A 12,583-nucleotide genomic window follows, 5' to 3' on the forward strand; every position below is an offset into this window, starting at 1 on the left:
ATACGTAATCGTTCGGTCACAGCAATCTCAAGGGGATCCCCATGCGTGTCCTGATCCAGCTCCGGCCCGCCCCCGACGTCGTCGCGGCGGTGATGGACTCCGGTGTCCGCAGCGTGGCGGCCGACGTCGCCGGTGACCTGCCAGGAGTCCTCATCGACCCGGCGTACGAGCCGGTCGCCGTCCCCCGCCCGCTCTCGCTCTCGCCCCACCAGCGCATGCAGTTCTCGCTCGCGCCCGAGGACGCCTCTGTGCTGGTCAGGGGCGAGATCTCCGACGGCGAGCTGGCCACCCGCTCGGCGCTGCTGTCCTCCTCCGTACGCGAGGTCGCCGGCGTCTTCGCCGACCCCTACATCCAGCCCAGCCCCACCTGCGGCGGCGACGGCCCGGTCGGCGACTGGGCGGAGGTCAGGCGGCTGCTGCACGTCCAGGACCTGTGGTCGGCGGGCCACGACGGCGCCGGCGTGACGGTCGCGGTCGTGGACGGCGGCGTCAACACCGGCCACGTCGCCGCCCGCATCGGCCACGACGTGACACTCGACGCGCAGCGCAGCTGGAGCCCGCCCGGCGTGCCCGCGCGGCCGGGCCGCCACCCGGTGGGCCACGGCTCGATGTGCGCGTTCGACGTGCTGCTCGCCGCGCCCAAGGCGACCCTGATCGACATCCCCGTCCTGCTCAGCAGGCGCGAGGGCGGCACGCTCGCCGACGGGCTGCTGTCGGACGCCGTGGCCGCCTACGCCCACCTCGACCGCGTGCTGCGGGCCATGCCGGCCGAGTCCAGGTCGCTGGTGGTCAGCAACAGCTGGGGGCTGTTCTCGCCCGACATGGACTTCCCGCCGGGACACCCGGGCAACTACTCCGACAACCCGGCGCACCCGTTCAACCTGATCGTGGGCAGCCTGGAGGCGGCGGGGGCCGACATCCTGTTCTCGGCGGGCAACTGCGGGCGCGAGTGCCCCGACGGGCGCTGCGGCTACCCCGACCGGCCCATCACCGGGGCCAACTCGCATCCGTCGGTGCTGTCGGTCGGCGGCGTGGACACGCGGGGCGAGCGCGTCGGCTACTCCTCCCAGGGTCCTGGCCGGCTGTCCGAGCGCAAGCCCGACCTGTGCGCCTACACGCACTTCGCCGGGTCTGAGGCGGTCGGCCCGGCCGACACCGGCACCTCGGCGGCCTGCCCCGTCGCGGCCGGCGTGGTGGCCGCCGTCAGGACCGGGCGTCCGGCGGCCGAGCTGACGCCCGCCCAGCTCCGTACGCTGCTGCACCGCACGGCCGACGACCGCAGCACGGTCGGCTTCGACCACGACTACGGCTTCGGCGTCATCGACCCGCCCGCCGTGCTCGCCGCGCTCGCCCGCCACAACCGCACGCGCGCGGCCTGACATGGCCATCATCCAGATCCGCCTGCCGCCCGAGTCCACCCTCGACGACGCGCTGCGCCTGCTCGGCCTGTCCGACGACGACGCCGACGCCGACTTCGGGCTCGTGGCGGTCGCCCCCGGCCGCCACGTGCTGCGGGTGACCGAGGAGGCGGCCAGGCGGGTCAGTCACGAACTGGCCGAGGTCTTCGCCGACCCCCGCATCGAGCCGCACGACCCCGGCTGATCGCGTAACGCGTTGGCTTCACCCGTGCCGACCCGCGACAATGCTGCGATGGCTGACAGTAAGGAGACCGACTGGGTCTCCAGGTTCGCGGACGAGGTGATCTCCGAGGCGGAGCGGCGCGCCCCGGGCCGGCCCATCGTCTGCGCCTCGGGGCTGAGCCCGTCCGGCCCGATCCACCTGGGCAACCTGCGCGAGATCATGACGCCCCACCTGGTCGCCGACGAGATCAGGCGGCGCGGCCACGCGTGCGTCCACCTGCTGTCGTGGGACGACTACGACCGCTTCCGCAGGGTGCCCGCGGGCATCGACCCGTCGTGGGCCGAGCACATCGGCAAACCGCTGACCTCGGTGCCCGCGCCGCCCGGCAGCCCCCACGCCTCCTGGGCCGAGCACTTCAAGGCTCCGCTGAGCGAGGCGCTGGCCGAGCTGGGCGTCGAGGTGCACGCCATCAGCCAGACCGAGCAGTACACGTCGGGGGCCTACCGCGAGCAAATCCTGCTGGCCGTGCGCGAGCGGGCCAGGATCGACGGCGTGCTCTCCCGCTACCGCACCAAGGAGGGCGAGCCGCCGCGTGGCGGCGACTACTTCCCTTACAAGCCCTACTGCGACCTGTGCGGGCGCGACCTCACCACGGTCACCAACTACGACGACGAGACCACCGAGCTGGCTTACACCTGCGAGTGCGGCTTCGGCGAGACCGTGCGGCTGGCCGAGCACGACCGGGGCAAGCTGGTGTGGAAGGTCGACTGGCCGATGCGGTGGGCGTACGAGGGGGTCGTGTTCGAGCCCTCGGGGGTCGACCACCACTCGCCGGGGTCGGCGTGGGTCGTGGGCGGGCAGCTCGTCCGCGAGGTGTTCGGCGGGCAGCAGCCCATCGGCCCCATGTACGCCTTCGTCGGCATCTCCGGCATGGCCAAGATGAGCAGCTCGAAGGGTGACGTGCCGACGCCGTCCGACGCGCTGCGCATCATGGAGGCGCCGGTCCTGCGCTGGCTGTACGCCCGCCGCAAGCCCGCCCAGTCCTTCAAGATCGCCTTCGACCACGAGATCCAGCGGCTCTACGACGAGTGGGACGCGCTGGGCCGCAAGGTCGCGGGCGGGCAGGCGCAGCCCGCTGAGCTGGCGGCGTACGACAGGGCCGTGTCCACCGCGGCGGGTCCCCTGCCCGCCACGCCCCACCCGGTCGCCTACCGCACGCTGGCCTCGGTGCTCGACATCACCACCGGCCACGCCGAGCAGACCCTGCGCATCCTGCGCGACCTCGACGGCGTCGAGACGCTGGATGAGGCGCGGCCCAGGCTCGACAGGGCGCAGCGCTGGGTGGACGAGCACCTGCCCGCCGACCAGCGCACACGCGTGCGCGCGTCGCCCGACCAGGAACTTCTCGACTCGCTCGGCGCCGACGACCGCGAGGCGCTGCGGCTGCTGGCCGACGGCCTCGACGACTGGACGCTCGACGGCCTGACCGACCTGGTCTACGGCGTGCCGAAGCTCCAGGCGGGCCTGCCGGCCGACGCGAAGGCGACGCCCGAGCTCAAGGCGGCCCAGCGGGCCTTCTTCGCGCTGCTCTACAAGCTGCTGGTCGGCCGCGACACCGGTCCCAGGCTGCCCACGCTGCTGATGGCGGTGGGCGCCGACCGGGTGCGCAAGCTGGTGGGCGCTTGAAGGGCGTCGTCGTGATCACCGGGGTCTCGGCCGCGGGCAAGTCCACCGTGGCCCAGGCCCTGGCCGAGCGGCTGCCGCGCGCCGCGCACGTACGCGGTGACGTGTTCCGCCGGATGGTGGTCGCCGGGCGCGCCGAGATGACGCCGGAGGCCGGCGACGAAGCGGTGCGCCAGCTCCGGCTGCGTTATCGCCTGGCGGCTGCCACAGCCGATATGTATTTCGACGCCGGATTCACGGCAATTGTTCAGGATGTGATTATCGGCGGGGATTTGCAGCGATTCACGAAAATGATCCGTTCGCGGCCGCTGTATGTGATCGTATTGGCGCCCGATCCGGCCGCAGTCGCGCGCCGCGAGGCCGCCCGCGCCAAGTCCGGATACAGCGGAAACTGGACGATCTCCCAGCTGGACGCCGCTCTCCGGGACGAGACCCCACGCATCGGCCTCTGGCTGGATACCTCCCATCAAACGGTCGAGGAGACCGTTGATGAGATAATTTTCCGGGCCGAAGAAGGACAAATAGCCGACCCGCCGGAATAACCGCGATCTATGCAAGGCATTGGCAAGTGACTTGCATGTGTTGGGGTCGACCTTGGGTCCATGAACAAGCAGCCTTTCGCCGCGAGCGTCAGTGTCATCGTCCCCGCGATGAACGAGGCCGAGAACCTTCCTCACGTCTTCGCCACGCTGCCCGACTGGATCGACGAGGTGATCCTGGTCGACGGCAACTCGACCGACGACACCGTCGCCGTCGCGCGCAGGCTGCGCCCCGGTCTCCGGGTCGTCGTCCAGACCCGGCGCGGCAAGGGCAACGCGCTCATCGAGGGCTTCCAGGCCGCCCGCGGCGACATCATCGTCATGATCGACGCCGACGGCTCGACCGACGGCAGGGAGATCCGCTCCTTCGTCGCCACCCTCATCAACGGCGCCGACTTCGCCAAGGGCTCCAGGTACGCCCCTGGTGGCGGCTCGGACGACCTCAGCCCGATCCGCTCGCTCGGCAACAGGTTCCTCACCGGCACCACCAACCTGCTCTACGGCACCCGCTACACCGACCTCTGCTACGGCTACAACGCCTTCTGGCGGCGCCACCTGGAGGTGCTCGACCTCGACTGCGACGGCTTCGAGATCGAGACCCTGATGAACGTCCGCGCCGCCCAGGCCGGCCTGGTCATCCGCGAGGTCCCGAGCCGCGAGCGCTCCCGCATCCACGGCACCAGCAACCTGCACGCCGTCCGCGACGGCTGGCGGGTGCTGCGGACCATCTGGCGCGAGCGCTCGCGCGGCTCCGCCGTCACCGCGCACACCCAGGTGGCGCTGGCCAAATGAGGAGTGACATCCTCGGACGATGCGCTACATAGTCATCGGAGCAGGAGCGGTCGGGGGCACCATCGGCGCCCGCCTGTTCCAAGGCGGGCACGAGGTCGTCCTCATCGCGCGCGGAGCCCACTACGAGGCTCTCAAGCGTGACGGCCTGCGCCTGCTCACCCCCGACAGCACCGAGACCCTGCCCGTGCCCGCCGCCGACGGTCCCGTGCCGACCCGCGACGGCGACGTGCTCATCGTGGCCACCAAGTCGCAGGACACCGTCGCGGCGCTGGCTCCATGGTCGTCCGACCTGCCCGTGGTCTGCGCCCAGAACGGTGTCGCCAACGAGCGCATGGCGCTGCGGCGCTTCGAGCGGGTCTACGGCATGTGCGTGTGGCTGCCGGCCCAGATCCCCGCGCCGGGGACCATCGCGGCGCACGCGTACCCCTATTCGGGGATGCTGCACGTCGGGCGCTATCCCCAGGGTGTGGACGAGCTCGGCGAGCAGATCGTCACCGACCTCGGCAAGCACGGCCTGGTGGCGCACGCGTCCGACGACGTCATGCGCTGGAAATACCTCAAGCTGCTCGGCAACCTGGGCAACGCCGTCGAGGCGCTGGTCGGCCACGCGCCCGGCATGGCCGAGCTGGCCGAGTCGGCGCGGGCCGAGGCGCGTACGGTGCTCGACCGGGCCGGCATCGCCTACCACACGCCCGAGGAGGAGGCCGCGGTCCGCGGCCACAAGGTGGACGCCAGGCCCATCGAGGGCGTCGAGCGCGGCGGCGGGTCGTCCTGGCAGAGCCTGGCCAGGGGCAGCGGCTCGATCGAGGCCGACTACCTCAACGGCGAGATCGTGCTGATCGGCCGCGAGCACGGCGTGCCCGCGCCGGTCAACGAGACGCTGCGGCGGGAGGCCAACCGGGTCGCGCGCGAGCGGCTGGCCCCCGGCTCGATGACGCCGGAGCAGGTGCGCGCGCTCATCGACGCGCGTTCCGCATCCGGATCCCGCTGAACTCCAGGGTGCTGGCCGTCACCTCGTTCCAGAACGGCCAGAGGTTGTCCAGCACCCTGAGCTGGATGCCCGCCTCCTCGTGCAGCTCGAACAGGTCGCCCACCTGCTCGGGCGGGCCGAGCGGCGTCACGGGGACCGTCGAGACCATGGCGTGCGGCGGGTCGCCGATGGGCTCGAAGGTGCCGGCGGGCAGCCGGTAGGCGTAGAGGCGGACGTCCATGATCGCCTTGAGCCAGGCGTACTCGACGGCGTGCACGCGCGGCCCGCAACCGGCGCCGAGGATGCGCAGCTTGTCGTGCTCGGTGGTGCGCGGTCCCGTCCAGGCCATCGCCCTCGGGCAGGCGCGCGGGAACCAGTAGTCGGGGCAGCGGTCGTGGCCGACCGCCCACACGTAGGGCTCGCTCTGCCGGCTCGTCGGCGCGACATGCGGCTCGAACCTGTCGATCGCCGGGTCTTCCGAGAAGTGCAGGACCTCCCCTGCCGCTGGTCTCATGAACGTCATCTTCGCGCATATCCCGCCGATCTCCGGGCAGTGGAGAGCCTCTCTTTCCGACAAGGGGTGAGTTGGATGATCGTGTTGGGACTGCTCCTGATCCTGCTCGCCGGTGCCGCCTTCGCCCTGGTGCTCTTCGAGCAGAGCTCCAGGTACATCCTGTTCGGCTACACCTTCGAGCTCGGCCACGTCGAGATGTTCCTCACGGGGGCCGCCGCCGCGGCGCTCCTGGTGGTGGGTCTGTGGCTGATGGGCTCGGGTTCGCGCAGGACGGCCCGGCAGCGGCGCCGGCTGCGCAGCGCCAGGGCCGAGGCCTCCGACCGGGTGGCCCGGCTGGAGGACGAGAAGCGCGACCTGGAACGGCGGCTCGAGCGCGAGCACACGACGACCAAGGGCGACCACCTGGTCGCCGGTCGTGCCGAGGAACGCCGCTAGTCAGGCGTCTGGTCAGGCGTCTGGTCAGGCGTCGGCGTGCGGGCGCGAGGGCAGCAGCCTGCCCTCGCGCCACAGCGCGACCCCGGTGACCACGGCCCCCAGCCCCTCCCACACCCCGACGCCGACGAACTCGCCCGGCGCGGCCCCCGTCACCACGAGCGTGGTGAACACCGTGAACGTCACCAGCCGGAACGGCACCGTCCACCGGAAGAACGGCACGTAGTCCGCGCAGGCGGCGAAGACGTAGTAGGCGCCCATGTTGACCGCGGCCATCGACGAGGCGGCCAGATAGACCAGCGTGTAGTCGCCGGCCGCCCGCGCCTCCGGCACCTCGAAACCGAGCATCGTGAGCATCGTGCCGGGCGAGAGCAGCCCGAGCAGACCCAGCGCGAAGGCCAGAACGCCGAAGACGCCGATGGTCCAGCCGGAGAAAGATCGCGGAAGACGCACGGAAATCCTCTCAAAGGGGGGTGTAATCTGCGAGGCGGTCTCATCATGCACCCGGAGGTCGCATGCCCCCCACGCGTGGCCGCCCCATCACCGTCAAGCTGCTCGTCCTCCTGCTCGTCCCCCTGCTGTCCCTGGTGGGGCTGTGGGCGTTCGCGGCCGGCCTGACCGGCGGCGACGGCCTGCGCCTGCTGGCCGCAAAGGACATGTCAGACAACCTCACCGGCCCGTCCGTGCAGGTCAACGTCGCGCTGCAGAACGAGCGGCTGCTGTCCGTCGGGCTCATGATGAACGGGCGCGGCTCCGACGAGCTGGTCGAGCAGCGCCGCGCCACCGACCAGGCGATCACGCATTTCCAGACGTCGGCCGCCCGCGTCCGCAACCTGCCGCCCGAGATGCTCAACCAGCTCAGCGCGCTCAACGTCAGGCTCGCCCAGATCATCGACATCCGCCGCCAGGTGGACGCCTCCGTCGTCGAGCCCATCGACGTCATCGACGGCTACAGCGAGATCGCCGACGCCTCCTTCCGCCTGTACGACAGCATGATCCTGGTCCCCGACATGACGCTGTACCAGCAGGCCAAGGCGCTGATCACGATGGGCGAGGCCACCGAGGTGCTCTCCCGTGAGCGGGCGGTGATCGCGGCCGTGCTGGCCAGGGGCCGGGTGGACGGGCGCGAGCGGGAGGCGTTCACCGGCATGGTCGCGACGAGGCGGCTGCTCCACGCGCAGGCGATGTCGTACCTGGACGGGGGGCTGCGGGCGTCGTACGAGCGGCTGGCGGCCTCGCCGGTCTACAAGGAGTGGCTGGAGGCCGAGGACGCGGTCAAGGACCAGTCGCCGAAGGACGGCCTGCCCGCGGCGGCGGCCACCTGGCCCATCGACGGCGAGAACCTGTGGGCCGCGGTCCAGCACAACCAGACCGCGTCCACCAAGACGCTGGCCGATCGGGTGACGCCGGACGCGATCGGCATGCTCATCAAGATCGGCGTGGCGGCCGGCGCCGGCCTCCTCGCGGTCGTCGCCTCGATCCTGCTCTCGCTGCGCTTCCGCAAGCGGCTGGTCCGCGAGCTGGCCGCGCTGCGCGACGCCGCCACCGAGCTGGCCGAGGTACGCCTGGCCGGGCTGGTCAAGCGGCTGCGGACCAACACCGAGCCGCCCACGGCCGAGGAGGTCGCGCCCCTCCAGGTGGAGGCGGACACCACGGAGGTCCGCGACATCGTGCAAGCGTTCAACGACGTGCAGGCCACCGCCGTGGAGGCCGCCGTGGACCAGGCCAGGCTGCGCCACGGCGTCAGCCAGGTCTTCGTGAACCTGGCCCGCCGCAACCAGTCGCTGCTGCACCGCCAGCTCCTGCAGCTGGACAGCATGGAGCGGGCCGAGGAGGCGCCGGAGACGCTGTCCGACCTGTTCAAGCTCGACCACCTCACCACCCGCATGCGGCGCCACGCCGAGAGCCTGATCATCCTGTCCGACCAGACGCCAGGCCGCGGCTGGCGCAACCCGGTGTCGGTGCACGACGTGCTGCGCGCCGCCGTCGCCGAGGTCGAGGAGTACGAGCGGGTCGAGGTGCTGCAGCCGCCGCCCGTCGCGCTCATCGGCTCGGTCGTCACCGACGTGGCCCACCTGATGGCCGAGCTGATCGAGAACGCCACCCTCTTCTCACCGCCCAGGACCCGCGTGGACGTGCGCAGCGCGCTCAGCCCGCACGGCATGGTGGTGGAGGTGGAGGACCGGGGGCTCGGGCTGCCCAGGACCGAGCTCGACGAGCTCAACGACCGGCTGACCAACACCCCCGAGTTCGACCTCGCGCAGAGCGACCGGCTCGGCCTGTTCGTGGTCTCCCGGCTGGCGGCCAGGCACGGCATCAAGGTCCGGCTGGTGTCCTCGCCGTACGGCGGCCTGACCGCCACGGTGGCGCTGCCGTCGTCCCTCCTCGCCGACCAGCCGGCCATGGCCGGCCGCTGACCTTCCGAGGGGGCGGCCCATTCAGAGGGAGCGGCCCTTCTGAGGGGGCCCGGTTTGAGGGGGCCCGGTTTGAGGGGGCCCGGTTTGAGGGGGCCCGGTTTGAGGGGGCCGGCCCGGCGTTCCCAGCGGCGTCAGAGGCGGTGGAACGGCTCGCTGAAGTGGGCCGTCGCGAGGATCGCCTGCTCGGCCCTGAGCCGGGCGAGCACGTCGGCGCGGGTGCGCGCGGCCGTCTCCTGGTCGTCGTCGTAGAGGTAGCGGATCGCGGGATCGGCGAGCTGCACCGGATGCAGGACCAGGTCGCCGGTCATGGCCAGCTCTCCCGCGCGGGCGATCTGGTGCCCGGGGGTGTGGCCGGGCGTGGCGTGCACGTGGACGCCCGGCGCGACCTCGGTGTCACCCTCGACGACGTGGAGCAGGTCCTTGAGCGGGGTGACGACCTCGTCGAGCATGGGGCCCGCGGCGGCGTCCAGCTCGGCCCGCTGGAGCACGTGGCGCGCGTTCTCGAACACCGGCCTGCCCTCGGCGACCGTGCCGGAGGCGTGGTCGCTGTGCAGGTGGGTGAGGATGACCGTGCCGATCTCGGCGGGCGTGACGCCCGCGGCGGCCAGCTCGCCGCTCAGCGTGCCGGGGACCGGCGCCCAGCTCGCGGCCGGGGAGTCCGCGGCGCCGATGCCGGTGTCGACCAGGGTCAGCCGGTCGGCGGCGTCGCGGAGCAGATAGCAGTGGAAGTGCAGGACCCAGGGCTCGTCGGGGAGCCTGGAGCCGGGGAACAGCTCGGCCGGCGGGCGGCGGATCGACGGCCCCATGGGCCCGACGGCGTCGCAGAGGGGTGTGACCTCGACGCCGGAGCCGGTGATGATCGGTTGGTGCGGCATCCGCCCAGACTAGGCGGCGACTGGCTGCCGGGGAACGTACTCGTTCTCGATGTCGGCGGCGTAGACGGCGCGGCGGCAGTTGGCGCAGCGGTAGATGATCGGGCCCTCGTCGAGCTCGTGGTGGCACCGCGGGCAGCGGCTGACGGTCTTCATGGTGCTCCCCCAAGGAGTCTTCTTCGTATGTGCCTATGGAACCCTCATCGAGTTGCAGGGATCCTGCATGCCACTTGACACGATGACGCTGCGCCGATGGGGGCTCTGTGCCGTTCGATACACCGGCTGCGGTAATTTTCCTCGCGGGCCGGTGCTACGAAGAACATTGTCACTCGCCAGAGACTTCCGCGCGGGCGAAGACACGAGAACGACCCCGGAATAGCCCAACAGGGCTAGGCGTTGTATGAACCAGATCGTGTGGTATGTTCCCACCAAGCGTTGAGCTTCAGCTCCGCTTCGATCTCTCTCGACTCGGGCTTCGCCCGTTCTCTTCCGGTTTCCACTGGACGGCGGCGGCCCGCTCTTTCACCACCGCCGATCGTGACGCACGATCTGGCGCATCTCCCTCAAAGGGGCCCACCATGTCTGTGCACACCATTCCCGAGCAGCGTTCGTCCCCTCAAGTCCGCCTTGTGAGCGGCCTGCTGGACGTACACGACAAATCCGCTTTCATCAGGGCGGCTCACCTGCCGGGACCCGGCGACGTCCGCGTCCCGCCCGAGAAACTCCGCCAGTACGACCTGCGCCCCGGCGACCACGTCACCGCGCGTTTCGCCGGCAACAAGCTGGTCGGCGTCGAGTCGGTCAACGGCCTGTCCGACTGGCACGACAGGCCCGCCTTCGGCGCCCTCACCCCCATCCACCCCACCGAGCGGCTGAGCATCGAGACCGAGTCGCTCAGCACCCGCGTCATCGACCTGTTCGCCCCCATCGGCAAGGGACAGCGCGGCCTCATCGTGGCCCCGCCGAAGGCCGGCAAGACGATGGTCATGCAGGCCCTGGCCGCCGGGATCGCCCGCAACCACCCCGAGGTGCACCTGATGGTGCTGCTGGTGGGTGAGCGGCCCGAAGAGGTCACCGACATGCGCGCCCGCATCGACGGCGAGGTCTACGCCTCCACCTTCGACCACCCCGACCGCGACCACACGGCGCTCGCCGAGCTGGTCATCGAGCGGGCCAAGCGGCTCGTCGAGACGGGCCAGGACGTGGTGGTGCTGCTCGACTCGCTGACCAGGCTCGGGCGGGCGTACAACAACGTGGCGCCCAACGGCGGCCGCGTGCTGACGGGCGGCATCGACGCCCGCGCGCTCTACCCGCCGAAGCGCTTCTTCGGCGCCGCGCGCAACGTCGAGGGCGGCGGCTCGCTCACCATCATCGCCACCGCGCTCGTGGACACCGGCTCCCGCATGGACAACAGCCTGTACGAGGAGTTCAAGGGCACCGGCAACATGGAGCTGCACCTGACCCGCGAGCTGGCCGAGCGGCGGCTGTTCCCCGCCGTCGACCTCGACGCCTCGGGCACCCGCCGCGAGGAGATCCTCCTGCACGACCAGGAGCGGCAGATCGTCTGGCGGCTGCGCCGCTCGCTGTCGGCGATGGAGCGGACCCGCAAGATGGAGGTGCTGGTGGAGCGGCTGCGCTCGACGCCCTCCAACGCCGCCTTCCTCCTGGAAGCAGCCGCCGCCTGAGCGTGCACCAGAATGGCCGCATGCTCGCCGACATCGTCGACCACCTCATCTGCCCCGTCTGCCGAGCCGACCTCCGGCTGGACGGCGCCGCCCTGCGCTGCGCGGCCGGGCACTCCTTCGACGTGGCGCGGCAGGGATACGTCAGCCTGCTGGTCGGATCGCGGCCGCCGGGCACCGCCGACAGCGCCGCGATGGTGGCGGCCAGGGCCGAATTCCTCGACAAAGGACATTACGCACCACTCGCCGACGCGCTCGCCGGCGCCGTACGGAGCCGAATCGTTCCAGCAGAACATGAGTCCTCCACCGAAACGAATGACGGCGCGGAGTTGAGGGCGTACCGTGGGGCGGGAGTGGAGGCTGGCGACGGCACGGGACCAGGAGGTTCCGGGCAGGAGCCGGACATCGTCGACGACCGTGGCGTGGTGGGCAGGATCTCGCCGGTGGTGGTCGACGCAGGCACGGGCACCGGGCACTATCTGGCGGCCGTGCTCAATGCGATGAACGATGGCATCGGGATGGCGTTCGATGTGTCGAAGCACGCTGTACGCCGGGCGGCGCGGGTGCATCCCAGGGCAGGGGCGTTCGTGGCCGACGTGTGGCGCCCGCTTCCGATCAGGAGCGGGGTGGCCGATGTGGTGATCGACGTGTTCGCGCCCAGGAACGGGCCCGAATTCCGGCGCATCCTGCGTCCCGGCGGCGCGGCGGTGGTCGTCACTCCGGCGCCGCATCACCTGAGTCCGCTGGTCGAGCAGCTGGGGCTGCTCTCGGTGGACGAGGAGAAGGAGCGCAGGGTGGCACGCAGCCTCGAGGGTTTCGTGGAGATCGACCGGCGCTCGATCGAGTTCGAGATGGAGCTGGGGCATGGTGACATCGCCCAGGTCGTCGGCATGGGCCCGAACGCGTGGCATAGCGAGCCGGACACTCTCGATGCGCGAATTGCCGCATTTGTGGCCGAGAATGTCGCCGCAGGAAAGCAGGGTGTAGTAACCCGTGCGGCGTTTCAGCTGTCTATCTTCGAACCGGCGCCCCGATCAAGATCTGTTTCTTGACGGACCTGTGCGACTGGTGTTACTGATGGGGCATTTAGTCCGAAATTCC

At 71.0% G+C, this 12,583-nt stretch carries 14 protein-coding genes; 10 read left to right on the forward strand and 4 right to left on the reverse strand.

The window, feature by feature from the left end; all coding sequences use genetic code 11:
* Nucleotides 1-41 precede the first annotated feature (41 nt).
* The 6 genes from AB0K28_RS11735 to AB0K28_RS11760 are packed head-to-tail and all read left to right on the forward strand — an operon-like array spanning nucleotide 42 to nucleotide 5,586.
* Nucleotides 42-1,379: a S8 family serine peptidase gene (locus tag AB0K28_RS11735; RefSeq protein WP_364368216.1), complete on the forward strand. Its 1,338-nt coding sequence runs from the start codon at nucleotides 42-44 to the stop codon at nucleotides 1,377-1,379.
* Between the two features lies 1 nt (nucleotide 1,380).
* Nucleotides 1,381-1,602 carry a hypothetical protein gene (locus AB0K28_RS11740; RefSeq protein ID WP_355415279.1) on the forward strand — a complete coding sequence of 74 codons (222 nt, stop codon included), beginning with the start codon at nucleotides 1,381-1,383 and terminating at the stop codon, nucleotides 1,600-1,602.
* A 48-nt stretch (nucleotides 1,603-1,650) separates the two neighbouring features.
* Nucleotides 1,651-3,267 carry a lysine--tRNA ligase gene (gene lysS / locus AB0K28_RS11745; protein ID WP_364368219.1) on the forward strand — a complete coding sequence of 539 codons (1,617 nt, stop codon included), beginning with the start codon at nucleotides 1,651-1,653 and terminating at the stop codon, nucleotides 3,265-3,267.
* Nucleotides 3,264-3,806, forward strand: coding sequence for an AAA family ATPase (locus AB0K28_RS11750; RefSeq protein ID WP_364368222.1), 543 nt, complete (start codon nucleotides 3,264-3,266; stop codon nucleotides 3,804-3,806). Before lysS ends, AB0K28_RS11750 begins: the two co-directional genes overlap by 4 nt.
* Nucleotides 3,807-3,866: 60 nt before the next feature.
* Nucleotides 3,867-4,595 carry a glycosyltransferase family 2 protein gene (locus AB0K28_RS11755; protein ID WP_345393867.1) on the forward strand — a complete coding sequence of 243 codons (729 nt, stop codon included), beginning with the start codon at nucleotides 3,867-3,869 and terminating at the stop codon, nucleotides 4,593-4,595.
* Between the two features lie 19 nt (nucleotides 4,596-4,614).
* Nucleotides 4,615-5,586, forward strand: coding sequence for a 2-dehydropantoate 2-reductase N-terminal domain-containing protein (locus AB0K28_RS11760; protein ID WP_364368225.1), 972 nt, complete (start codon nucleotides 4,615-4,617; stop codon nucleotides 5,584-5,586).
* Here AB0K28_RS11760 and AB0K28_RS11765 read toward each other — a convergent pair.
* A complete protein-coding gene (locus AB0K28_RS11765; RefSeq protein ID WP_345393864.1) occupies nucleotides 5,552-6,079 on the reverse strand; it encodes a DUF6886 family protein in 528 nt (175 codons plus the stop codon). The two genes, AB0K28_RS11760 and AB0K28_RS11765, sit on opposite strands and share 35 nt — an antisense overlap.
* A gap of 75 nt (nucleotides 6,080-6,154) precedes the next feature.
* Between AB0K28_RS11765 and AB0K28_RS11770 the strand changes: the two genes are divergently transcribed.
* Entirely contained in the window at nucleotides 6,155-6,514 is a 360-nt protein-coding gene (locus AB0K28_RS11770; protein ID WP_345393862.1) for a hypothetical protein, read from the forward strand.
* Nucleotides 6,515-6,538: 24 nt separating this feature from the next.
* Here the strand turns inward: AB0K28_RS11770 and AB0K28_RS11775 are convergent, their stop codons facing one another.
* Nucleotides 6,539-6,964, reverse strand: coding sequence for a hypothetical protein (locus AB0K28_RS11775; RefSeq protein ID WP_364368229.1), 426 nt, complete (start codon nucleotides 6,962-6,964; stop codon nucleotides 6,539-6,541).
* 62 nt (nucleotides 6,965-7,026) lie between these two features.
* On the opposite strand from AB0K28_RS11775, the gene AB0K28_RS11780 reads away from it, so the two are divergent.
* Nucleotides 7,027-8,928: a nitrate- and nitrite sensing domain-containing protein gene (locus tag AB0K28_RS11780; protein ID WP_364368232.1), complete on the forward strand. Its 1,902-nt coding sequence runs from the start codon at nucleotides 7,027-7,029 to the stop codon at nucleotides 8,926-8,928.
* A gap of 131 nt (nucleotides 8,929-9,059) precedes the next feature.
* Here AB0K28_RS11780 and AB0K28_RS11785 read toward each other — a convergent pair whose 3' ends face one another.
* Nucleotides 9,060-9,803 (reverse strand): MBL fold metallo-hydrolase, encoded by a 744-nt coding sequence (locus AB0K28_RS11785; protein ID WP_364368235.1) that lies wholly within the window; start codon nucleotides 9,801-9,803, stop codon nucleotides 9,060-9,062.
* A 9-nt stretch (nucleotides 9,804-9,812) separates the two neighbouring features.
* A complete protein-coding gene (locus tag AB0K28_RS11790) occupies nucleotides 9,813-9,956 on the reverse strand; it encodes a hypothetical protein (RefSeq protein WP_355415261.1) in 144 nt (47 codons plus the stop codon).
* A gap of 422 nt (nucleotides 9,957-10,378) precedes the next feature.
* On the opposite strand from AB0K28_RS11790, the gene rho reads away from it, so the two are divergent.
* Complete coding sequence (rho, locus tag AB0K28_RS11795; RefSeq protein WP_364368238.1) at nucleotides 10,379-11,485, forward strand: transcription termination factor Rho; 1,107 nt, start codon at nucleotides 10,379-10,381, stop codon at nucleotides 11,483-11,485.
* A gap of 20 nt (nucleotides 11,486-11,505) precedes the next feature.
* Nucleotides 11,506-12,534 (forward strand): putative RNA methyltransferase, encoded by a 1,029-nt coding sequence (locus tag AB0K28_RS11800; RefSeq protein WP_345393856.1) that lies wholly within the window; start codon nucleotides 11,506-11,508, stop codon nucleotides 12,532-12,534.
* Nucleotides 12,535-12,583 lie beyond the last annotated feature (49 nt).

It is taken from the genome of Nonomuraea sp. NPDC049504, from assembly GCF_040676845.1.
In the GTDB taxonomy this organism is placed as follows: domain Bacteria; phylum Actinomycetota; class Actinomycetes; order Streptosporangiales; family Streptosporangiaceae; genus Nonomuraea; species Nonomuraea salmonea.

Coding starts and splice junctions, on each gene's coding strand:
- AB0K28_RS11735 (WP_364368216.1), top strand. CDS start 42: ATGCGTGTCCTGATCCAGCTCCGGCCCGCCCCCGACGTCGTCGCGGCG.
- AB0K28_RS11740 (WP_355415279.1), top strand. CDS start 1,381: ATGGCCATCATCCAGATCCGCCTGCCGCCCGAGTCCACCCTCGACGAC.
- lysS (WP_364368219.1), top strand. CDS start 1,651: ATGGCTGACAGTAAGGAGACCGACTGGGTCTCCAGGTTCGCGGACGAG.
- AB0K28_RS11755 (WP_345393867.1), top strand. CDS start 3,867: ATGAACAAGCAGCCTTTCGCCGCGAGCGTCAGTGTCATCGTCCCCGCG.
- AB0K28_RS11760 (WP_364368225.1), top strand. CDS start 4,615: ATGCGCTACATAGTCATCGGAGCAGGAGCGGTCGGGGGCACCATCGGC.
- AB0K28_RS11765 (WP_345393864.1), bottom strand. CDS start 6,079: ATGAGACCAGCGGCAGGGGAGGTCCTGCACTTCTCGGAAGACCCGGCG.
- AB0K28_RS11770 (WP_345393862.1), top strand. CDS start 6,155: ATGATCGTGTTGGGACTGCTCCTGATCCTGCTCGCCGGTGCCGCCTTC.
- AB0K28_RS11780 (WP_364368232.1), top strand. CDS start 7,027: ATGCCCCCCACGCGTGGCCGCCCCATCACCGTCAAGCTGCTCGTCCTC.
- AB0K28_RS11785 (WP_364368235.1), bottom strand. CDS start 9,803: ATGCCGCACCAACCGATCATCACCGGCTCCGGCGTCGAGGTCACACCC.
- AB0K28_RS11790 (WP_355415261.1), bottom strand. CDS start 9,956: ATGAAGACCGTCAGCCGCTGCCCGCGGTGCCACCACGAGCTCGACGAG.
- rho (WP_364368238.1), top strand. CDS start 10,379: ATGTCTGTGCACACCATTCCCGAGCAGCGTTCGTCCCCTCAAGTCCGC.
- AB0K28_RS11800 (WP_345393856.1), top strand. CDS start 11,506: ATGCTCGCCGACATCGTCGACCACCTCATCTGCCCCGTCTGCCGAGCC.